The sequence below is a fragment of the Kitasatospora sp. NPDC059577 genome (assembly GCF_042735475.1).
Classification (GTDB): domain Bacteria; phylum Actinomycetota; class Actinomycetes; order Streptomycetales; family Streptomycetaceae; genus Kitasatospora.
In genome coordinates, this window is the sequence record NZ_JBHWBZ010000036.1 from 63,624 (window position 1) to 83,724 (window position 20,101).

At 73.1% G+C, this 20,101-nt stretch carries 18 protein-coding genes and 1 pseudogene; 9 read left to right on the forward strand and 10 right to left on the reverse strand.

The features are described 5' to 3' along the window. Positions 1–971, reverse strand: a 971-nt coding sequence (locus ACFV0O_RS25420; protein WP_380345569.1) for a LysR family transcriptional regulator, incomplete at its 3' end; no start/stop codon positions are given. A gap of 70 nt (positions 972–1,041) precedes the next feature. Here ACFV0O_RS25420 and ACFV0O_RS25425 point away from each other — a divergent pair. Continuing rightward, positions 1,042–1,818, forward strand: a complete 777-nt coding sequence (locus ACFV0O_RS25425; protein WP_380345571.1) for a hypothetical protein — start codon at positions 1,042–1,044, stop codon at positions 1,816–1,818. A gap of 7 nt (positions 1,819–1,825) precedes the next feature. On the opposite strand, the gene ACFV0O_RS25430 is transcribed toward ACFV0O_RS25425, so the two are convergent. Continuing rightward, complete coding sequence (locus ACFV0O_RS25430; protein WP_380345573.1) at positions 1,826–2,467, reverse strand: GNAT family N-acetyltransferase; 642 nt, start codon at positions 2,465–2,467, stop codon at positions 1,826–1,828. Between the two features lie 104 nt (positions 2,468–2,571). On the opposite strand from ACFV0O_RS25430, the gene ACFV0O_RS25435 reads away from it, so the two are divergent. After that, positions 2,572–3,807 carry a sensor histidine kinase gene (locus ACFV0O_RS25435; RefSeq protein ID WP_380345575.1) on the forward strand — a complete coding sequence of 412 codons (1,236 nt, stop codon included), beginning with the start codon at positions 2,572–2,574 and terminating at the stop codon, positions 3,805–3,807. Positions 3,808–3,931: 124 nt separating this feature from the next. Here ACFV0O_RS25435 and coaE read toward each other — a convergent pair whose 3' ends face one another. Together coaE and ACFV0O_RS25445 are read right to left on the reverse strand one after the other, a co-directional pair. Next, a complete protein-coding gene (coaE, locus tag ACFV0O_RS25440) occupies positions 3,932–4,531 on the reverse strand; it encodes a dephospho-CoA kinase (protein WP_380345577.1) in 600 nt (199 codons plus the stop codon). Between the two features lie 121 nt (positions 4,532–4,652). Further along, on the reverse strand, positions 4,653–5,294 hold the full coding sequence (locus ACFV0O_RS25445; protein WP_380345579.1) for an MBL fold metallo-hydrolase: 642 nt from the start codon (positions 5,292–5,294) through the stop codon (positions 4,653–4,655). A 62-nt stretch (positions 5,295–5,356) separates the two neighbouring features. Here ACFV0O_RS25445 and ACFV0O_RS25450 point away from each other — a divergent pair, with 62 nt between their 5' ends. Further along, entirely contained in the window at positions 5,357–5,788 is a 432-nt protein-coding gene (locus tag ACFV0O_RS25450; protein WP_380345581.1) for a MarR family winged helix-turn-helix transcriptional regulator, read from the forward strand. Between the two features lie 41 nt (positions 5,789–5,829). Next, entirely contained in the window at positions 5,830–6,369 is a 540-nt protein-coding gene (locus ACFV0O_RS25455) for an AAA family ATPase (protein ID WP_380345583.1), read from the forward strand. Here the strand turns inward: ACFV0O_RS25455 and ACFV0O_RS25460 are convergent. Next, positions 6,366–8,651: an MMPL family transporter gene (locus ACFV0O_RS25460; protein ID WP_380345585.1), complete on the reverse strand. Its 2,286-nt coding sequence runs from the start codon at positions 8,649–8,651 to the stop codon at positions 6,366–6,368. The genes ACFV0O_RS25455 and ACFV0O_RS25460 overlap by 4 nt on opposite strands. A gap of 212 nt (positions 8,652–8,863) precedes the next feature. After that, a complete protein-coding gene (gene rpsA, locus ACFV0O_RS25465; RefSeq protein WP_049653883.1) occupies positions 8,864–10,354 on the reverse strand; it encodes a 30S ribosomal protein S1 in 1,491 nt (496 codons plus the stop codon). Between the two features lie 414 nt (positions 10,355–10,768). Between rpsA and ACFV0O_RS25470 the strand changes: the two genes are divergently transcribed. Further along, positions 10,769–11,635, forward strand: coding sequence for a class I SAM-dependent methyltransferase (locus ACFV0O_RS25470; protein ID WP_380345587.1), 867 nt, complete (start codon positions 10,769–10,771; stop codon positions 11,633–11,635). A gap of 4 nt (positions 11,636–11,639) precedes the next feature. Further along, the gene (gene hrpB, locus ACFV0O_RS25475) at positions 11,640–14,168 is read left to right on the forward strand and encodes an ATP-dependent helicase HrpB (RefSeq protein ID WP_380345588.1); all 2,529 of its coding nucleotides are present in this window, start codon (positions 11,640–11,642) and stop codon (positions 14,166–14,168) included. 180 nt (positions 14,169–14,348) lie between these two features. On the opposite strand, the gene ACFV0O_RS25480 is transcribed toward hrpB, so the two are convergent. Further along, complete coding sequence (locus tag ACFV0O_RS25480) at positions 14,349–15,086, reverse strand: SDR family oxidoreductase (protein ID WP_380345589.1); 738 nt, start codon at positions 15,084–15,086, stop codon at positions 14,349–14,351. Positions 15,087–15,179: 93 nt separating this feature from the next. Here ACFV0O_RS25480 and ACFV0O_RS25485 point away from each other — a divergent pair, with 93 nt between their 5' ends. After that, positions 15,180–16,055, forward strand: coding sequence for a LysR family transcriptional regulator (locus tag ACFV0O_RS25485; RefSeq protein WP_380345591.1), 876 nt, complete (start codon positions 15,180–15,182; stop codon positions 16,053–16,055). Positions 16,056–16,229: 174 nt separating this feature from the next. On the opposite strand, the gene ACFV0O_RS25490 is transcribed toward ACFV0O_RS25485, so the two are convergent. The 3 genes from ACFV0O_RS25490 to ACFV0O_RS25500 form a co-directional block, all read right to left on the reverse strand. Next, entirely contained in the window at positions 16,230–17,585 is a 1,356-nt protein-coding gene (locus ACFV0O_RS25490) for a tetratricopeptide repeat protein (RefSeq protein WP_380345593.1), read from the reverse strand. Continuing rightward, positions 17,582–17,860 (reverse strand): hypothetical protein, encoded by a 279-nt coding sequence (locus ACFV0O_RS25495; protein WP_380345595.1) that lies wholly within the window; start codon positions 17,858–17,860, stop codon positions 17,582–17,584. The genes ACFV0O_RS25490 and ACFV0O_RS25495 overlap by 4 nt, the downstream gene beginning before the upstream one ends. Positions 17,861–17,965: 105 nt before the next feature. Beyond that, a complete protein-coding gene (locus tag ACFV0O_RS25500; protein WP_380345596.1) occupies positions 17,966–18,844 on the reverse strand; it encodes a glycosyltransferase family 2 protein in 879 nt (292 codons plus the stop codon). Positions 18,845–19,214: 370 nt separating this feature from the next. Here ACFV0O_RS25500 and ACFV0O_RS25505 point away from each other — a divergent pair, with 370 nt between their 5' ends. Both ACFV0O_RS25505 and ACFV0O_RS25510 read left to right on the forward strand, forming a co-directional pair. Further along, a complete protein-coding gene (locus ACFV0O_RS25505) occupies positions 19,215–19,691 on the forward strand; it encodes an ATP-binding protein (RefSeq protein WP_380345598.1) in 477 nt (158 codons plus the stop codon). 15 nt (positions 19,692–19,706) lie between these two features. Next, positions 19,707–20,101, forward strand: a pseudogene (locus tag ACFV0O_RS25510) (hypothetical protein); the annotation flags it as partial.

Here is a 20,101-nt window from a genome sequence, read left to right on the forward strand (position 1 = left end):
CACACACCCCACCCCCACCAACCAACCCCCCCACCCCCCCCCCCCCCCCCGCCCCCCCCCCCCCCCCCCCCCCCGCCCCGCCCCTGCTCCAGCAGTCGGGCCAGCAGCGCCGCCGGCCCGTCCGGCAGGCTCCCGTGCACGAGTTCGGTGCGGTGCACCAGCCGGGGCGCGGCGATCGGCGCGCACCCGACCCCGGGCACCCCGGACAGCACCGGCTCGGGCAGCAGCGTGAGCCCGTGCCCGGCGGCGACGAGCGCCAGCAACCCGTGCAGGTCGGTGCCCTGGTAGCGGGTGGCGGGTCGGAAGCCGTCGACGCCCGCGGCCGCGCGCAGCCGGGCGACCGGCGGGGTGAGGTCGGGGGCGTCCAGCCAGCGGGCGGCGGAGAGGTCGGCGAGCGCGAGACCGCCGCGGCCCGCCAGCGGGTGTCCGACGGGCAGTGCGACGGCGACCGGCCGCTCGTCCACCGCGACGGTGCGCAGCGGGCCGACGTCGGGCAGCGGCAGCGGGTCGCTGGGCGCGGCCAGGCCGTCGATCAGGGCGAGGTCGACCTCACCGGTGGCGACCTGCGCGGGCAGCACGTCCTGGGCGAGCACCCGGACCACCGGCTCCACCCTCGGGTACGCCCGGCGCACCTCGCCGAGCGCGCGCCCCAGCGCCGCCCCGACCGCCAGGGGCGTGGCGCCGAGCACCAGCCGGACGCTCGCGGCGCCGGCCAGGCGTGCGACGTCGGCACGTGCCGCCTCCAGCCGGACCAGCAACGGCGCGGCGTGCTCCAGCAGCCGCCGGCCGGCCTCCGTCGGGCCGACCGGGCGGCGGACCAGCAGGGCCGCCCCGAGGTCCGCCTCCAACGCGGCGATCTGCTGGGAGACCGCGGACTGGGTGTAGCCGAGCTCCCGCGCCGCGTCCGAGAAGGAGCCGAGGCGGGTGACGGTGACGAAGGTGCGCAGCTGCTGGGGATCCACGGCGGTCATCAACCGATCTGATCGAGGGGTAAGAAATCATCGTTGGCGCTGATCTCGGGTGCCGGGTCAGGATAGCCGCATGACCCACATGACCCCACGGATCGCCCTGGTCGGCGACCGCTCCCCCGCCGTCCGCTCGCACGCCCGCATCCCGGGCCTGCTCGACGCCCTCGCCGAACACGAACGGCTCGTCCTGGACGCCTACTGGATCCCCACCGGGGACGCCGCGGAGTCCGGCGCCCTGGACGGCTTCGACGCGATCTGGCTGCTCCCCGGCAGCCCGTACCGCAGCGAGGCCGGCGCCGTGGCCGCCGTCCGCACCGCCCGCGAGCGCGGCATCCCCTTCCTCGGCACCTGTGCCGGGTTCCAGCACGCGGTGCTGGAGTACGCCCGCAACGTCTGCGGCCTGGCCGATGCCGTCCACGGCGAGGAGCACCCCGACGGGGAGCAGCAGGTGATCGCCCCGCTGAGCTGCTCGCTGGTCGGGCACGAGGGCACCGTCGCCGTCGCCCCGGACACGCTGGCCGAGCGCGTCCTCGGCACCACCCGCACCCTGGAGCGCTACCACTGCGCGTACGGCCTCAACGCCGCCTACCTGGACCGGCTGCGCGCCCACGGCCTGCGGTTCAGCGGCGCGGACGAGTCGGGCGAGGTGCGGATCCTGGAGCTGCCGGACCACCCCTTCTTCCTCGCCTCGCTGTTCCAGCCCGAGCTGTCCGGCGACGGCACCCGAGCGCACGCCATGATCCGCGCGCTGGCCGGCGCCGCCGTGGCCCACGCGGACGCGCGCGCGTCGGCCGCGGCGACCGCGACGACCTCCGCAGCCGGGGCGACCTCCGCGGCCTCGACCGCCTGACCGGGCCTCACATGGGCAGCGACCGCAGCCGCACCGGCCCCTCCGGCCAGTCGGTCCCCGCCGACAGCGGCGCCCACATCGTGCGCAGCGGCATCACCGCCAGCCGCCCCTCGGGCTGCTCCACCGTCACCTCCCCGGCCACCTCCCGGAAGCCCAGCCCCCGGTAGAACGCGGCCAGCGGTGGACGGCAGAACAGCAGCGCGCGCCGGTGGCCGAGCGTGCGCGCGTGGTCCAGGGCGGCCCCGACCACGGCGTGCGCGAGGCCGCCGCCGCGCCGGTCGGGGGCGACGCAGACGCCGCCGACGCCCATGACCGTCAGATCGGTGCCGCCCGCGGTGAGCGGCAGCGGCAGCAGCCCGGTGTGGGCGACGAGCCGACCGTCGGCGGCCCGGACCCCGAAGTGGATCTCCTTGGGCAGGAAGGTCAGCCCGGTGTACGCGACGCCGTACGGGTCGGCGCCGGGGCCGAGGACCTCCTCCTGCTCGGCGCGGCCGTACCGCTCCAGCCGTTCGACGGCCGACCGCCCTGTCGGGTGCGCCCCTGCCTGGGGCTCGGCCGGGTGCGGTGCTGCCTGGAACGGCTCGGCCGGGTGCGGTGCTGCCGGGAGGGGTCCGGGCAGCTGCGGCCCCGGCGAGAAATGATCACTCATCCCGCCATGCTCTCCCCCACCGGCGGCCTTTCGACAGTCCCTTCCCGGCCACTCGGTCCGAAGATCATCCCGGCACGGCACCCCGGTGTGGAAGCATGCCCCTCATGCAGCAGCCCACCTCCCAGTCGGCCGCCGACCCCGACGCACCGCTGCCCGGGCCGCCGCTGCGCCTGCCCCGCCCGGTCCGGACCCTCGCACCGACCGCCCTGGTCCTGCTGGTGCTCGTCCCGCTCGCCGCGAACGACCCCGACTTCGGCCCGACCACCTCGCCGCCGGTCAACGCCGGGCTGATGGCCTTCGGCGCCCTCGCCCTGGCCCTGCGGCGCCGGCATCCGGCGGCAGTCACCGCAGCCACCCTGGTGAGCGGTCAACTCCCGCTCGCCGTCGCGCTCTACGGACTGGCCGCGCGGCGCGGCGGCACCCTGCTGCTGTACGCCCTGGCGGCCGCGTCCGAGCTGCGGCTGCTCGTCCCGGTCGACCTCGGGGACGTCGGCACCCCGTCCTCGCTCGCCAACCTGATCGAGGACCCGCTGGTCTTCGGAGCCGTCCCGCTCGTCCTCGGGCTGGGCGCCCACACCCGCGCCCACACCGTCCGGGTGCTCGCCGAGCGGAATCGCTTCCTGGGCGAACGCAACCGGCTGCTGGAGGAGGCCCGGCGGCACGCCGAGGAACGCGCCGCGGCCGCCGAACGCGCCCGGTTGGCCCGGGAGATGCACGACGTCGTCTCCAACCGGGTCTCGCTGATCACCCTGCACGCGGGCGCCGGCCAGGTCGCCCAGGCCGAGGACCCGGGCGCCGTGCGGGAGACGCTCGGCCTGATCCGCTCCCTCGGCCTGCAGGCGCTCACCGAACTGCGCGGCCTGCTGGGCGTGCTGACCACGGCCGCCGACCAGGCGCCCTCGCTGCGCGGCCTGCCCACCCTGGTCGAGGAGTCCCGGCAGGCCGGCCTGGCGGTCGGACTGACCGTCACCGGCCCGGCCGACGGGCTGCCGCCGCCCGGGCCCGCCGTGCAGTACGCGGTCTACCGGATCGTCCAGGAGGCGCTGACCAACGCGCACAAGCACGCCCCGGCCGCCGAGGTGGCCGTCACCGTCGAGGTCCAGCCGGACGGGCTGCGCCTGACGGTGGTCAACTCCCCCACCGGGACGGCCGGACCGGGGGCGGACCGCGGTGCGGCACCGGACGCGAGCCCGGACGCGGGCCCGGAACTGCCCTCCGGTGGCCACGGCCTGACCGGGATGCGCACCCGGGCCGGCGACCTCGGCGGCACCCTGCACGCCGGCCCGACCCCGGAGGGCGGCTTCGCCGTGCGCGCCCGACTCCCGCTCGGCGCCGCGTAGGACGCGCCGTCGCCGCCGGAGCCGCGGCACCGCAGCGCGGCGACACCGCAGCGGCCCGGCACGGCCCCGAACAGTTCCGAACAGTTCCGAACGGTTCCGAACGGCTTCCGAGCAGCCCCGCCGCTCAGGCCGCGGCGCGCTCCGCCAGCTCCGCCCAGACCTCGTCCACCCGGGCCGCCAGCCCGGCCAGTTCCCCGCCGTTGTCGATCACCAGGTCCGCGATCGCCAGCCGGTCCGCCCGCGAGGCCTGCGCGCCCATCCGGGCCCGCGCCTCCTCCTCGGCCATCCCGCGCAGCCGCACCAGCCGGTCCAGCCGCACCTCGTCGGCCGCGTCGACCACCACGATCAGGTCGAACAGCGGTGCCAGCCCGTTCTCGGCCAACAGCGGCACGTCGTGCACGACGACCGCGTCCGGTGCGGCCGCCGCCTCCAGTTCGGCGGAGCGGGCCCGCACCAGCGGGTGGACGATCGCGTTCAGCGCCTTCAGCCGCTCCGGGTCGGCGAACACGACCGCGCCGAGGGCCGGGCGGTCCAGCGAGCCGTCCTCCCGCAGCACCTGCGGGCCGAACTCGGCGACCACGGCCGCCAGACCGTCCGTCCCGGGGGCGACCACCTCGCGGGCGATCACGTCGGAGTCCACGATCACCGCACCGTGCGCGGCGAACAGCCGGGACACCTCGCTCTTGCCCGCCCCGATGCCGCCCGTCAGTCCGATCTTCAGCATGGCGTCAGGCTACCGGCGCGCCGCCCGCCCCGTCAGCACCGGACCCGCCCGGTCAGCACCGCCCGGCCCGCCGACACCGAACCCGCCCGCCGGCAGCGCGGACCGGGCCGCCCGTCGGCCGTCAGCCCACCTCCAGGCTCTCCCCCTCCCCGAGGAGCGCCAGCTCGGCCCCCGTGCCCGGTCCGTCCGGCCCCACCAGCCGGGTCTGCACCGCGAACCCGATCGGGCTGAGCACCGCCTCGTGGACGGGCACGGTCCGGCGCGGCCCTGCTTCCCGGACGTAGTCGACCACCTCGGAGGCCTTGCTCCACGGCGCCGCCAGCGGCAGCAGCAGGGTGTCGACGGCGTGCGGCGGCACGGTGAACGCGTCGCCGGGGTGGAAGAGCCGGCCGTCGAAGAGGAAGCCGATGTTCTGCACCCGGGGGATGTCCGGGTGGATCACCGCGTGCCACTCACCGTGCACCGAGACGCCGAGCCCGCCGAGTTCGAAGGCGTCGCCCTCGCCGACCGCGGTGACCCGCTGCGCGACTCCGTCCAGCTGGGCGGCGACGGCGCTGTTGGTCCACACCCGCAGCGCCGGGTCGGCCTCCAGTGCAGCGCGCAGCCGCGACTCCTCGAAGTGGTCCATGTGTTCGTGGGTGATCAGGACGGCGTCCGCCCCGGCCAGTGCGGCCGGATCGGTGAACGCCCCCGGGTCGACGACGACGGTGGTGTCGCCGTGCTCGACGCGTACGCAGGCATGTCCGAACTTGGTGATTCGCATGCCGGAAACTCTACAGCAAAGCTGTACAGCATGGCTGTAGATATTCGGGATAGACTTCTCCCATGACCAGCGAAGCCCCGCACCCGAACACCCTGGAACTCGCCGCCGACCTGCGCGCCGCCCTCGGCAGCCTGGTCCGCTCCCTGCGCGACAGCGACGAACTGCCGCAGAACCAGGCCGCCGTCCTCGGCCTGCTGGTCCGCGACGGACTCTCCTGCACCGTCGCCGAACTCGCCGACCTCCAGCGCGTGCGCCACCAGTCGATGGCCCGCACCGTCGCCCTGATGACCGAGGCCGGGCTGGTCACCCAGCAGCCCCACCCCACCGACGGCCGCAAGCAGCTCATCGCGGCCACCGGGGCCGGCCGCACCGCCCTGCTCGACCAGCGCGCCCGCCGCGAGCAGCACATCGCCACCGCGATCGAGTCCCGCCTCACCCCCGCCGAGCAGGACCGGCTGCGCGCCGCGGTCGAACTCCTCGACCGCCTGTCCTGAGCCGCCCTCCCGGGATCCGGGCGGTACGGCAGGATGGCCCGGTGCTGATCATCCTCGGCGGACTGCCCGCCACCGGAAAGACCTCCCTGGCCCGCGGCTTCGCCCGCTGGGCCGGTGCCGTCCACGTCCGGGTCGACACCATCGAACAGGCGATCGTGCGATCCGGCGCCCTCGCGCCACCGCTCGGCCCGGTCGGTTACGCCGTGGCCCACGCCCTCGCCGAGGAGCACCTGCGCCAGGGCCATCCGGTGATCGCCGAGTCGGTCAATCCGCTCGCGGTCACCCGCCAGGCCTGGCGCGAGGTCGCCGTCCGGGCCGGAACGCATTTCCTGGAGGTCGAGACGATCTGCTCCGACCCGGCCGAACACCGCCGCCGCGTCGAACAGCGCACCGTCGACGTCCCGGGCCTCGACCTCCCGGACTGGGCGGCCGTGCAGGCCCGCGCCTACGAGCCCTGGGACCGCGACCACCTGGTGATCGACACGGCCGGCCAGGTGGTCGAGGAGTGCGTCGCCGAGCTGTACGGCGCGTACACCGACGCACTCCAGGGTCCGGGCCCGGGTACGGCCCCGCTCCCCTAGGCCTTCACCAGGCCCCCGGCCTCCGGCTCCGCCGCCCCCGGCTCCGGCTCCGACTCCACCGCCCCCGACTGCGACTCCGACTCCGCCCCCGACTCCGACTGCGCGACCACCGGTCGCGGCGCCGGGATCATGGCGGGCTCGATCTCCGGCAGATCGACGTGCTCGCTCAGCCCGAAGCGCTGGTGCAGTCGGCGCAGCGGGGCCGGCGCCCACCAGTTGAACTCGCCGAACAGGCTCATCGCGGCGGGCACCAGCAGGCAGCGCACCAGGGTGGCGTCCACCGCGACGGCGACGGCCAGGGCGATGCCCATCTGCTTGACCATCAGCATGTCCCCGAGCGCGAACCCGGCGAAGACGATCACCATCAGCAGCGCCGCCGAGGTGATGATCCGACCGCTGCGCTGGACCCCCAGCTCCACCGAGCGGGTACAGCTGTGCCCCTTGTCCCGCAGCTCCTTGATCCGGGCGAGCAGGAACACCTCGTAGTCCATCGACAACCCGAAGGCGAAGGCGAAGACCAGCACCGGGATGAAGGTCTCCAGCCCCCCGGTCGGGCTGAACCCGAGCATCCCGCTGAACCACCCGTCCTGGAACACCAGGGTGAGCGCGCCGAGCGAGGCGCCCAGCGAGAGCAGGTTCATCAGCAGCGCCTTGACCGGCATCACCACCGAGCCGGTCATCAGGAACAGCAGCACCAGTGTCCCGGCCGCGACCAGCCCGAGCGCCCACGGTCCGCGCGAGAGCAGTTCCTTCTGGAAGTCGACCACCGAGGCCGCGCCGCCGGTGACGTACGTCTTCAGCCCGCCCCGGTCCGCCCGCAGTTCCTCGACCACGTGCTTGGCCTGCCCGCCCTGCGGGTCCCCGTGCACCAGGACGTCGATCGTGGAGACCGCGTCGTTCACCGGGCTCACCGCCCGGACCCCGCTCACCCCGGGCAGCTTGGCGACCACCTCGTCCGCGTACGCCTGCGCCACCGCCGGGCCGCCCTCGACCACCACCGTGATCGGCGCGGCCGACACCTGCGGGAAGCGCTGGTCGACGGTCTCGGCGACCTGCCGCCCGGCGGAGGAGGCGGGCAGCACGGCGGCGCCCGAGTTGCGCATCTCGGCGTGGAGGAACGGCGCCCCGGCCGCCATCAGCAGCGCCACGGAGGCGAGCGTGACCAGGACGGCCCGCTTGCGGACGCGGCGGACGGTCCGGCTGAAGAACCCCTCGTCCGGCACGGGTGCGGTGGGCGTCCTGATCCGCGAGCCGGCGAAGCCGAGCAGCGCGGGGATCAGGGTCAGCGCGGCGGCGACGGCGATCACCACCACGCTCACCCCGGCGGCGGCCACCGCGCCGAGCACCGGGCTGTTGAAGACGAACAAGCCCGACAGTGCGACGGCCACGGTCAGCCCGGAGAAGGCGACGGTGCGCCCGGCGGTCGCCGCGGTGCGTTCGACGGCGGCGGCGATGCCCGCGCCGTGCCCGCGTTCCTCGCGGAAACGATTCACCATGAGCAGCGCGTAGTCGATCGACAGTCCGAGCCCCAGCACGGTGGCGATCGGCAGCACGCTGGTGTCGATGTCCATGATCCGACTGAACCCGAACATGGCCAGCAGCGCGCCGCCCACCGAGGCGACCGCCCCGATCACCGGCAGCGAGGCCGCCGAGAGCCCGCCGAACACCAGCACCATGACGACCAGCGTGAGCGGCAGCGTCACCATCTCGCCGAAGCGGGTGTCCTTCTCGGTCTGCTTCTTGACCTCGTCCTGCAGCACCAGGTCCCCGCCGACGGTCACGTGCGCACCGCCCGCGCCGTTCAGCGCGGCGAGCCGCTGGGTGACGGCGTCGGTCTGGGCGGAGGTGGCGGTGTCGGCCAGCCGTACGGAGACCAGGCTCGCCGTCCCGTCGGCGGAACGCAGCGTGGCGTGGGCCGGGCCGGAGCCGTAGGCGTCGACGGCGGCGGAGACCCCGGGCAGGCCGGCGATCTCGGCGGTGGCCTGCTCGACGGCGGCCTTGACCGCCGGATCGTCCACCGGCTTGCCGTCCACCACCGCGGTCACGGTGCCCTTGACCGGGTCGGCCGCGGCGACCACCGCGCTGCCCCGGTCGGCCTCGGCGCTGGCCGAGGACGCCCCGGCCACCGAGCCCTCGAAGACCCGGCCGCCGATCAGGACACCGACGACCAGGACGACGGCCCAGAAGCCGAGCACCCAGCGGCGGTGGCGGAAGCAGAACCGGCCGAGGGCCGCGAGGCGGCCGCCGACGAGGGCGGCGGGGGCGGAGGAGGCATTGCGCATGAAGGAGCCTTTCGGGCAGCTCCACTCAATGTAGGCGTAACCGGAACTTCGACCTATAGCCGGGTAATGAGCCCCATCTCACATTTGCCTTCACATAAAGAACACATCAGTTGCAAGGCGCATAAGTCAGCGCGAAAAACCAAATGGGCCCCATCCGGGAATTCCCGGATGGGGCCCATTCGCTAGCTATCGGCTAGCAGGGGGCGAGAGCCTCAGCTCTGGCCGCCGGCCAGCTTCTCGCGCAGGGCGGCCAGGGCCTCGTCGGAGGCCAGGGCGCCGGAGCCCTCGTCGCTGCTGGACGAGTAGGAACCACCGGCGGCAGCGGCGACGGCGTCGCCACCCTCCTCGGCGGCCTGGGCGTCGGCCTCGCGGCTCTTGATGACCTGCGCCTGGTGCTGCTCGAAGCGGCTCTGCGCCTCGGCGTACTGGCGCTCCCACTCCTCGCGCTGCTTCTCGAAGCCGGGCAGCCAGTCGTTCGCCTCGGGGTCGAAGCCCTCCGGGTAGATGTAGTTGCCCTGGTCGTCGTACGAAGCGGCCATGCCGTACAGGGTCGGGTCGAACTCGACCTCGGCCGGGTTGGCACCCAGCGCCTCGTTGGCCTGCTTCAGCGAGAGGCTGATGCGACGACGCTCGAGGTCGATGTCGATGACCTTGACGAAGATCTCGTCGCCGACCTGGACGACCTGCTCCGGGATCTCCACGTGGCGCTCGGCCAGCTCGGAGATGTGGACCAGACCCTCGATGCCCTCGTCCACGCGGACGAACGCACCGAACGGAACCAGCTTGGTGACCTTACCCGGGACGACCTGACCGATCTGGTGCGTACGGGCGAACTGCTGCCACGGGTCCTCCTGGGTCGCCTTCAGCGACAGGGAGACGCGCTCGCGGTCCATGTCGACGTCGAGAACCTCGACGGTGACCTCCTGGCCGACCTCGACAACCTCGGACGGGTGGTCGATGTGCTTCCAGGACAGCTCGGAGACGTGCACCAGGCCGTCGACGCCACCCAGGTCCACGAAGGCACCGAAGTTGACGATCGAGGAGACGACGCCGGAGCGCACCTGGCCCTTCTGCAGGGTGGTGAGGAAGGTCTGGCGGACCTCGCTCTGGGTCTGCTCCAGCCAGGCACGGCGGGACAGGACCACGTTGTTGCGGTTCTTGTCCAGCTCGATGATCTTGGCCTCGAGCTCCTTGCCCACGTAGGGCTGGAGGTCGCGGACGCGACGCATCTCGACCAGCGAGGCGGGGAGGAAGCCCCGGAGGCCGATGTCGAGGATGAGACCACCCTTGACGACCTCGATGACGGTACCGGTGACGATGCCGTCCTCTTCCTTGATCTTCTCGATCGTGCCCCAGGCACGCTCGTACTGAGCGCGCTTCTTGGACAGGATGAGACGACCCTCCTTGTCCTCCTTCTGGAGAACCAGGGCCTCGATGTTGTCACCGACGGCGACGACCTCGTGCGGGTCAACGTCGTGCTTGATCGAGAGCTCGCGGGACGGGATGACGCCCTCGGTCTTGTAACCGATGTCGAGGAGGACCTCGTCACGGTCGACCTTCACGATGACGCCCTCGACGATGTCGCCATCGTTGAAGTACTTGATGGTCTCGTCGATGGCGGCGAGGAAGGCCTCCGCGTCGCCGATGTCGTTGACCGCGACCTGCGGGGTGGTGCTGAGGGAGGAGTCGGTGGGGCTCGTCATTAGGAAAAGGGCTCCGGTACGGACATGAAAGTCGTAGGTAATGCCACGCGGAGGGCCCGTATCGCTCCCACCGAAAGCCGGACAGCCAAGAACACGGCGCACCAAAGTTCCCAATACAACGAGAATCGGCGTCCGTCTTGCGACCGTGGGGTCTTCGACAGATGCGAGCGCGACCTGCTCCGTCTGAGGCGCGCAGGCCCGCAGCGCAACTTGTAGCATACGGGGACGGCCGGGCACGGTCAACGCCGAAGGACGGCAAGACGGTGGAGCCCGGGCGGATCAGGCCATATCCTCCGATTGCGCGCCTCTCGGCGGCGCCCGGAAGGGCCCTTTCCCCGGATGCCACCGCCAGGACCCGACCCCTCGCAGGGCCGGTTCGCGGCAGCGGCGCTTCCGCACTCCATACCCTACGCGATGGGCATTGTCACCGTGGCCACCACCCCCCAGTCAGACCTCCACGATCTTGACGCATCCGCCGAGGAGGGCGACGACGACGCGGTGCGGCGCGCGGCCGGCACCGGGGAGAGCAGCCGCGCCAGCCGGCACTGGTGGGACCGCAACGCCGACGAGTACCAGGACGAACACGGCGAGTTCCTCGGCGACGACCGCTTCACCTGGTGCCCCGAAGGCCTGGATGAGGCCGACGCCCGCCTGCTCGGCGAGGTCGCCGGGAAGGACGTGCTGGAGATCGGCGCCGGCGCCGCCCAGTGCTCGCGCTGGCTGGCCGCCCGCGGCGCCCGCCCCGTCGCCCTGGACATCTCCCACCGCCAGCTCCAGCACTCCCGCCGGATCGACCTCGGGCGCGGCGCCGCGCCCGTCCCGGTCGTCCAGGCCGACGCCGCCGTGCTGCCCTTCGCCGACGGCTCCTTCGACCTCGCCTGCTCCGCCTACGGCGCCGTCCCGTTCAGCGCCGACACCGAAGCCCTGATGCGCGAGGTCCACCGGGTGGTGCGGCCCGGCGGGCGCTGGGTGTTCTCGGTGACCCACCCGATCCGCTGGGCCTTCCCCGACGAGCCCGGCGTCGAGGGCCTCACCGCGGTGGCGTCCTACTTCGACCGCACCCCGTACGTCGAACAGGACGAGCAGGGCCGCGCCACCTACGTCGAACACCACCGCACCCTCGGCGACCGGGTCCGCGAACTCGTCGCCGCCGGCTTCCGACTGGTCGACCTGGTCGAGCCCGAGTGGCCGGCCGGCCTGGAACAGGAGTGGGGCGGCTGGTCCCCGCTGCGCGGCCGGCTGATCCCCGGCACCGCGATCTTCGTCACCGAGCGGGGCTGACGCCTTGCTGCCCGACCGATCAGCAGGGGCGGCCTGGCGCGACCTTCCCGTCCGCACCGCCCTGCCCGCGCTGCACGAGGCACTGGACGGCTCCGGCACCGCCGTGCTCGCCGCGCCGCCCGGCACCGGCAAGACCACGCTGGTGCCGCTCGCCCTGGCCGGGCTGCTCGATTCCGGCCCGGTCCGGCGCGTCCTGGTCGCCGAACCCCGCCGGCTCGCCGTCCGGGCCGCCGCCCGGCGGATGGCCTGGCTGCTCGGCTCGTCCGTGGGCCGCGAGGTCGGATACACGGTGCGCGGCGAGCGTCACGTCGGGCCGGACACCGTCGTCGAGGTCGTCACCACCGGCGTCCTGCTGCAACGGCTCCAACGCGACCAGGAACTCCCGGGCGTGGATGTCGTCGTGCTCGACGAGTGCCACGAACGCCACCTGGACGCCGACACCGCGCTCGCCTTCCTGCTCGACGTCCGCGCCGCGCTGCGGCCCGACCTGGGCCTGGTCTGCGCCTCCGCCACCTCCGACACCGAGGCCTGGGCCGCACTCCTCGGCGGCGCCCCCGTGGTGGAGGCGCACGGGGTGTCCCACCCGGTGGACGTGGTGTGGGCGCCCCCGCCGCGCGCCGTGCGCCCCGCGCACGGCACCCGGGTGGACTTCGCGCTGCTCGACCACGTCGCCTCCGTCGTACGGCGGGCGTTGAGCGAGCGCGACGGGGACGTGCTCTGCTTCCTGCCCGGTGTCGGCGAGATCGCGCGGGTCGCCGGGCAGTTGAACGGCGTCCCGGCCGACGTGCTCCAGCTGCACGGGCGCGCCCCGCAGGCCGTCCAGGACGCGGCGCTGACGCCGTCCGACCGACGGCGGGTCGTCCTCGCCACCGCCGTCGCCGAGTCCTCGCTCACCGTGCCCGGCGTACGGGTCGTCGTCGACGCCGGACTCGCCCGCGAACCGCGCACCGACCACGCCCGCGGCCTGGCCGCACTCGTCACCGTCCGGGCTTCGCTCGCCGCCGCCCGCCAGCGCGCCGGACGGGCCGGGCGCGAGGCCCCCGGCACCGTCTACCGCTGTTGGAACGAGGCCGAGGACGCCCTCGCCGCCCGGTTCCCCACACCCGAGATCGCCCTCGCCGACCTCACCCCGTTCGCCCTCCAGGCCGCCTGCTGGGGCGACCCGGACGCCGCCGGCCTGGCCCTGCCCGACGCCCCGCCCGCCGGGGCGATGGCCGCCGCCCGGCAGACCCTGCAGGCCCTCGGCGCCGTCGACACCGAAGGCCGGGCCACCCCGCGCGGCGTCCGCCTCGCCCGCACCGGGCTGCACCCCCGACTGGGGCGGGCGCTCGTCGACGGCGCTCCCGCCGTCGGCGCACGCCGGGCGGCCGAGGTCGTCGCCCTGCTGTCGGAGGAGCCGCCACGGGCGCTCGGGGACGACCTCGCGGCGGTGTGGCGGACCGTGCGCGGTTCCGGTGATCCCTACGCGGGCCGCTGGCGCGACGAAGTCCGCCGACTGCAGCGCGCCGCCGGCGACGAACCCGCCACCCGCCTGCCCGACGCCACCGCCGTCGGACTCGTCGTCGCCCTCGCGTTCCCGGAGCGGATCGCGAGAGCACGGGTGGAACGACCCGCCCCCGGCGAGCGCAGCCCGTACCTGATGGCCTCCGGGACAGCGGCCGAACTCGCCCCCGGCACGGCGCTCGGCGCCGTGCCCTGGCTCGCCGTAGCGGTAGCCGACCGCCCGGCGGGCGCACACTCCGCGCGGGTGCTGCACGCCGCGGCACTGGACGAGGACACCGCGCGGCAAGCGGGGGCGGCGCTGCTCACCGCCCGCGAGGAGGTCCACTGGGACACCCGCCGCGACGAGGTCACGGCCCGCCGGGTCGAATCCCTCGGCGCCATCGAACTCACCGAGAAGCCGCTGAACCGCCCCGACGCCACCCTCGTCCGGGCCGCCATCCTCGAAGGCCTCACTCGCGAGGGCGTGCGCACCCTGCTGACCTGGCCGTCACCTGGCCTGCGCGAACGCCTCGCCTTCCTCCACGCCGCCATCGGCGACCCGTGGCCGGACGTATCCGACGCCGCGCTCCTGGAACGCGCCGACGAGTGGCTGGAACCCGAGCTGTCCCGCGCCCGCCGCCGCGCCGACCTCGCGAGGATCGATACGACGGCAGCCCTGCAGCGCCTGCTCCCGTGGACGAGTGGAGAAGCCGGGCGGCTGGACGAGTTGGCCCCCGAGCGCATCACCGTCCCGACCGGCTCGAGGATACGGGTCGACTACAGCACCGAACGCCCCGTGCTGGCCGTCAAGTTGCAAGAGCTCTTCGGCTGGAAGACTGCCCCCGCACTGGCCGGCGGCCGCGTCCCGCTCACCGTCCAGCTGCTCTCCCCCGCCGGCCGCCCCGCCGCCATCACCGGCGACCTGGAGAACTTCTGGCGCAACGGTTACCAGGCCGTCCGCGCAGACCTCAGAGGACGCTACCCCCGCCACCCCTGGCCCGAGGACCCGACCACAGCAGAGCCCACGAAGCGCACCAACGCCCGGAAGTGACAGGAGAGCCGAACAGCGAACGGCGCGCAGTGTGCGTCGTTGCCGTGTGCGTCGTTGCCGTGTGCGTCGTTCCGGACGGGGCCGACGCGGGCCGGCTCCGTCGCGGGTCCGACCTGCGACTCGACCTCGCAATCGCGCTCGCGCCGCTGATGCGATCCCGCGTCCAGGACGACTCGTCCCTTACCAGGGGACGACGCCCTCGTCGTCGAAGAACGCGCCGGACGGGCCGTCGTCCGGCAGCGTGGCGAGCCGGATCGCCGTGGCCGCGCCCTGTTCCGGGGTGCGGTTCCCGAAGAAACCGGTGAAGTCGGTCGCGCACAGGCCGGGGCAGGCGGCGTTGATCAGGATTCCCGTGTCGGCGAACTGCCGGGCGTACTGCACGGTCACGGCGTTGAGGAACGACTTCGACGGCGCGTAGGCCGCCATGATCGGTCCGATCTCTGTGTCCGGGTCGGCCTGCCGGGTCATGGAGCCGACGCCGCTGGAGATGTTGACGATGCGCGGCGAGGACGAGCGGCGCAGCAGCGGAAGCATGGCGTTCGTCACCCGGATGACGCCGATGACGTTGGTCTCCACGACCGTGCGGACCAGGTCGAGGTCGAGGGTCGTGGGGTCCTGCACCCAGCCCGGACCCATCTCTCCGGAGATGCCCGCGTTGTTGACCAGCACGTCCAGCCCGCCGGCCTGACGCTCGATCAGTTCCACGGCGTCGGCGACGCTCCGGTCGCCGGTCACGTCCAGCGGCACGCCGAACGCGTCGACCCCGGCGGCGCGCAGCTTCTCGACGGCGGTTTCGAGTCGGCCTGCGTCCCGCGCTCCGACGGCCACGCGGTATCCGAGGGCTCCGAGGCCGGTGGCGATCGCGTAGCCGATTCCCTTGTTCGCGCCGGTGACCAGCGCGATCTTCGTTTCGCTCATGCCGTCCATGCTCGCTCCCGGGTGAGCGCGCCGGCCAACACCGATCGGGTGCGCTGTGATACCCGGTCGGTATCGCAGGAGTACGCTGTCGCCGTGGACGCCTTGGAGACCCGCGAGCTGAGATACTTCGTGGCCGTCGCCGAGGAGCTTCACTTCGGCCGGGCCGCCGAACGCCTGGGCATGGCCCAGCCGCCACTGTCGCGGGCGGTCCAGCAGCTCGAACGGCGTCTCGGCGTAAGCCTCCTGGAACGCAACCGCCGCGGCGTCGCGCTGACCGATGCCGGAACGGTGCTGCTGCACGAGGGCCGCGCGACGCTCGACGCCGCCACCGCCGCCGCACGCCGCACCCGCCGCGCCGGCGGAGCGGACAACCTGAGCGGGGAGCGCACCCGTCTGGTGCTGGCGGTGAAGACCGCCGCGGCTCACGAACTGCTGCAGAAGCTCCTCGACGCCTACGCCGCCGAGCCTGACGCCGCCGAGGTCGAGGTCCTGCAGTGCGGCATGTGCGACCAGGAAGCACGGCTGCGCGACGGCAGCGCCGACGTCGCGCTGATGCACGTGCCGTTCAACTCCCTCGCCGGGTTCGACAGCGAGGAGCTCATGACCGAGAACCAGTTCGCCATGCTGCCCGCCGGACACCCCCTGGCCGCGCGCAAGACCCTGTCCCTGGCCGACATCAGCAACGTCCCCGACCTCCCACCGGCGCGCTGGCCCCGTCACGGCGTCTACGCGCCCGGCCCCGGCCCCGAGATCCGCGATCAGACGCAGTTGGCGCAACTGGTCGCACTGGGACGCACCGTCGCCATCGTGCCGGATTCCGCGCGCGCCTGGCTGTGGTCCGCGCACGCCGCCGTCCCCCTGACCAACGCACCCCCCGTCGTCACCCACATCGCCTGGCCCGCGCACAGCCGCTCACCAGCCCTGGCCGGCCTGGTCAGGACCGCCGTACAGCTCGCATCCTCCCGGTAGCCGCCGGTGCGGCGACCTGGAGAACTTTCGGTGCAACGGCTACCAAGCCGTCCGCGCAGACCGTAGGGGACGGCGGCCATACATGGCCGCTGCCACACTCCCGACGTTCACGCCCGTCATCGACCCTGAGACGCAGATCGCGTCATCGTGGACGACAGGCAGATGAATCCGAGGTCACACGGATGCGAGCTCGGCAACCCGCTGAGCGAGTTCGGGGGCGCCGGGGATTCCTCGTGTGCGGTAGACGGCCATGGTCGAACGGACCGTCTTGAGCTCCTCCTTGTTCCGGCCGGACGCCACGCCGTCCATGAGGTCCAAGCACTCGTTCCACAGGATCACGGCCTCCTCGTGACGATGCTGGGCAGCCACGGACTTGGCGACGTTTGCGAGGGTCAGGCCGCGAACTCGCTGGTACGTGGACGGGACACGGCCCTGCAGCGCCGCCCGGTAGTGCCGTTCAGCGGTTCGGTGGTCCTTCATCCCGGTCAGGGTCTTGCCGGTGTGCGAGGCCACGGTGGCCGCGACCGGACCGGAGGCGCCGGCGTAGGAAGGAACGCGGTCATCGCCGGCGAGCATGGCATCCTCGGCGGCGAGGAGTGCTCCAGCAGCGTTCTTTCTCTGGCCACTTGCTCCGTACGCCCGCGCGGCTGTCACCAGCAGCAGCGCCTCCGTCTTGCGGTCGACCCTCCCCTGAGCCCGTGACAGCGCAGCCTCAGCCAGATCCACGCAGTGCGTGGCCTGGTTCAGGTCAAGGGCCTGATGAGTGAGGGCACGCATCATCCAGGCCCCATGACCTACAGGGTCGGACTCGCACGCGAGTTGGTAAGCAAGAAAGTAGAACCTCTGGGCGGCACCCTCGCGACCGAGGTCATGGCACTTCCATCCGACCAGGGTGGCCAGTTCGGCCGCGGCCCCGTATGCACTCCGCCTCACCTCCTCGGACGGGAACGTCGCCTGGAGCATCGGCACTACGGCATCCGCCAGGTAGGACGACACCGCGGAGAGTCCATAGCCCCCGCCCAGCCTCTCGTCTGCGGTCCTGAACATCCCGGTGAGCTGCCGGACGGTGTCGACCTCCTGAGCGCCGACCCTGCGACCGCTCTTCGCACCGCGCAGTGTGGCGGCGACTGCCTGGTGGTCGTAGGTGAGCGGAAGCCCAACGGCGCCGGCGGCGAAAGCGAGGGCAAGGAAGTCGCGACGGTGGAGCATGACAAGTCTCCCGAGATCGGCAGCGGTTGCCAGAGGGTCAGGGGCCATGAACTCCCCGAATGCCGGGAAGCCTAGACCGATCTCGGCGGTGGTCACCGTTCGCTTCGCCATTCTCGCCAACGCCTCGGCAAGGTAGGCCGCGGTTCGGCCCGTCGGAGTGCCACCCCTCGCCCAGGAGAGCACGGCCGACCGCGAGGTGTGCAGAACCTCACCGGATTCCGCTGCGATGGCGCGGACCATTTTGGCCAGGGCTTCGTACGTACACCCGACCTCCTCGATGACGGCGGCCAGCTGCCGGTTCGGCTCCTTACGAGCAGTCAACTCGCTCTCCCAGGAATGATCTTGAACAGATTGAACGGGATCGGCAGCCCACCACCGTACCGCCAGAGCGTGTGCGGATGTTCACTGACTGCACATGCCCGCACTCCGGAAGAGGTCGATGCCTCATGACTGACCTGTTCGTCGCCCCACGCCTGCACGAGCCGATTCGGGCCAACACGGTCGTCACCGATGGCGGTGTCCTGGCCGGTAACCGCATCCTTGCCCGGCTCGCCTCGCACGGAGCCGAGCCGACCGTCCTGGGCGGAGTCCAGCACGGCTGGCTCCTCTACCCGCTCCTGGTCGACCCGGCCGGTGCTCGGACCCGGAACTCGGCGGCCGACGCCTTCCCCGATCCGGACCGGACCGTGCGGAGCCGTCTGTCAGAACACCGGCGGTCGGCCCAGCTTCGCCATCAGCCACACCGTGCTCCACCGCATCGGCCGACGCGGAGGACAGGGCGTGCGGACACCCTCGAAGAAGCCGGACCACCACGCCTTGAGACCCGACAGCGGCGGTCGGCGCAGCACCGTGTACAGGGCCCAGGAGGTGAGGTAGACGGGCACGAGGACCGCGGGAAGGTGGCGCTTGGCCAGCCAGACCCGGTTGCGGGCCGTCATCCGGAAATAGGTGGCGTGCCGGGCCGGATCGGTGCGGGGGTGCTGCAGCACCATGTCGGCGCGGTAGTCGATGCGCCAGCCCGCGTCCAGGGCGCGCCAGGCGAAGTCGGTCTCCTCGTGGGCGTAGAAGAACGCATCGGGGAACAGCCCGACCTGGTCGATCACACTCATCCGGATGGCATGGCCGCCGCCCAGGAACGTGGTGACCGGCCCGGACTGCATCGGGTCACTGGCACCGAGGCGGGGGACGTGCCGGCGCTGGGTGAACCCGCTCTCGTCCGCGATGCGAAAGGACACGATCCCGAGCCCTGGGTCCTGCTCGAAGGCTTCTCGGACCAGCCGGAAGGTGTCGGCCCGGGGCAGCAGACCGTCGTCGTCCAGGACGACCAGCACGTCAGTGCCTCCCAGCTCGCGCAGCCGCTCGACGCCGGCGTTGCGGCCCCCGGGGATGCCGAGGTTCTCCGGCAGTTCCACGGCGTCCACGAGGTCCGGCAGTTCGGGCAGCTTGACGCCCTGCCCGAGCACCACGGTCCGCACTCCGCTGCCGCCACCGTCCTGGGCCCGCACCGAGTCCAGCAACGCCGTCAGTTCCGCAGGCCGGTTTCCCATCGTCAGCACCACCACGCCCAGCGTGACGCCCATCGCACCAGACCCCAACGTGAGAAACCCTTCATGATCTCGCCGACACCACAGCCAGGGCACAAGCCGCTGCATGTGCCGGCCCGGACGGGCCGGCTCCCGGGCCGCCGAGTGCACGGCGCCGGACCACTCCAGCCTGGATCGCCGGCGCCCGCCCCACCGGTCCGGACAGCCGGGCCACCATCCCACACCGTCCGCTCCCGCTGGTAGCCAAAGACTCCTGGTTCGCTCGTAGGGGGGCTTTCCACTCCATCCGCAGCGTCCGACTTGCGTTCCTGGTCCAGTTCCTCGCCCAGGACCACGATGCCGCGTCCGGCCGTCCGACAAGCCAGCGCACTTCGTTTACCTGCAACCACCCTTGAGGTACTTCGCCATGCCCGTTTCCCGCCGCCCCCGCATGTTCTCTGCCCGGCTCGACTCCCGCACCGCCTCCACGCCGCTGGCCCGTCTCTTCCTCCGCGCCTACCTCGCCGGCCTGCCCTCCGGCGAGCGCTACGCCGACACCGCCGAACTCCTCCTCGGCGAACTCTTCGCCAACGCCGTCCAGCACTCCGACGCGCCCGACGACCGCCTGATCGAGGTCCGCTTCGCCGTCATCCGCGACCGCCTCCGCATCGAAGTCCACGACGCCGGCACCGGCCGCCCCTCCCTCCCCACCGCCCCCGCCACCGCCGACGCGGAGTGCGGACGCGGGCTGTTCCTCGTCAACGCGCTGGCCGAACGCTGGGGTTGCTGCCCCCGCTCCGGCGGCATCGGCAAGTTCGTCTGGGCCCTGATCGCCCCCGCCCCCGCGCCCACACCCGTGCCCGCGCCCACGCCCGCCCACGCGCCCGCCGCCCACGCCGTCTGAACGGAGGCCCCCACCATGCGACTCGCCCACACCGCCCGGCACCTCCTCGACACCGCCTCCACCCCCGCCACCGCCTACGCCACCCTCGCCCGCCGCACCGGCCACCCCCTGCGCGCCGCCCAGGCGGTCTGCGCCGCGCTCGGCATCCCCGCCACCGAGGCCACCCGCCGCCTCGACGACTGCCACACCGCCCTCCTCGCCCACCCCCGCCCCGGATCCGAGGCCGACACCGGCGAACTCCTCGAAGCCCTCGGCGTCTTCGACATCCCCGCCACCCTCACCGACACCGACCACGCCGTCATCGACCTCTTCCTCACCGCCATCGACGCCATGGGCGGCATCCGCCCCGGCCACCGCCACGGCCTCGACCGCTGGTTCACCACCGGCAACCTCACCACCGCCTACCTCTC

Bases quoted from the DNA above. Each gene is read 5' to 3' on its own strand.
- ACFV0O_RS25450 (WP_380345581.1), top strand. From the start codon at position 5,357: ATGACCAGCGAAGCCCCGCACCCGAACACCCTGGAACTCGCCGCCGAC.
- ACFV0O_RS25430 (WP_380345573.1), bottom strand. From the start codon at position 2,467: ATGAGTGATCATTTCTCGCCGGGGCCGCAGCTGCCCGGACCCCTCCCG.
- ACFV0O_RS25460 (WP_380345585.1), bottom strand. From the start codon at position 8,651: ATGCGCAATGCCTCCTCCGCCCCCGCCGCCCTCGTCGGCGGCCGCCTC.
- coaE (WP_380345577.1), bottom strand. From the start codon at position 4,531: ATGCTGAAGATCGGACTGACGGGCGGCATCGGGGCGGGCAAGAGCGAG.
- rpsA (WP_049653883.1), bottom strand. From the start codon at position 10,354: ATGACGAGCCCCACCGACTCCTCCCTCAGCACCACCCCGCAGGTCGCG.
- ACFV0O_RS25445 (WP_380345579.1), bottom strand. From the start codon at position 5,294: ATGCGAATCACCAAGTTCGGACATGCCTGCGTACGCGTCGAGCACGGC.
- ACFV0O_RS25470 (WP_380345587.1), top strand. From the start codon at position 10,769: ATGGGCATTGTCACCGTGGCCACCACCCCCCAGTCAGACCTCCACGAT.
- ACFV0O_RS25425 (WP_380345571.1), top strand. From the start codon at position 1,042: ATGACCCACATGACCCCACGGATCGCCCTGGTCGGCGACCGCTCCCCC.
- ACFV0O_RS25500 (WP_380345596.1), bottom strand. From the start codon at position 18,844: ATGGGCGTCACGCTGGGCGTGGTGGTGCTGACGATGGGAAACCGGCCT.
- ACFV0O_RS25505 (WP_380345598.1), top strand. From the start codon at position 19,215: ATGCCCGTTTCCCGCCGCCCCCGCATGTTCTCTGCCCGGCTCGACTCC.
- ACFV0O_RS25480 (WP_380345589.1), bottom strand. From the start codon at position 15,086: ATGAGCGAAACGAAGATCGCGCTGGTCACCGGCGCGAACAAGGGAATC.
- ACFV0O_RS25435 (WP_380345575.1), top strand. From the start codon at position 2,572: ATGCAGCAGCCCACCTCCCAGTCGGCCGCCGACCCCGACGCACCGCTG.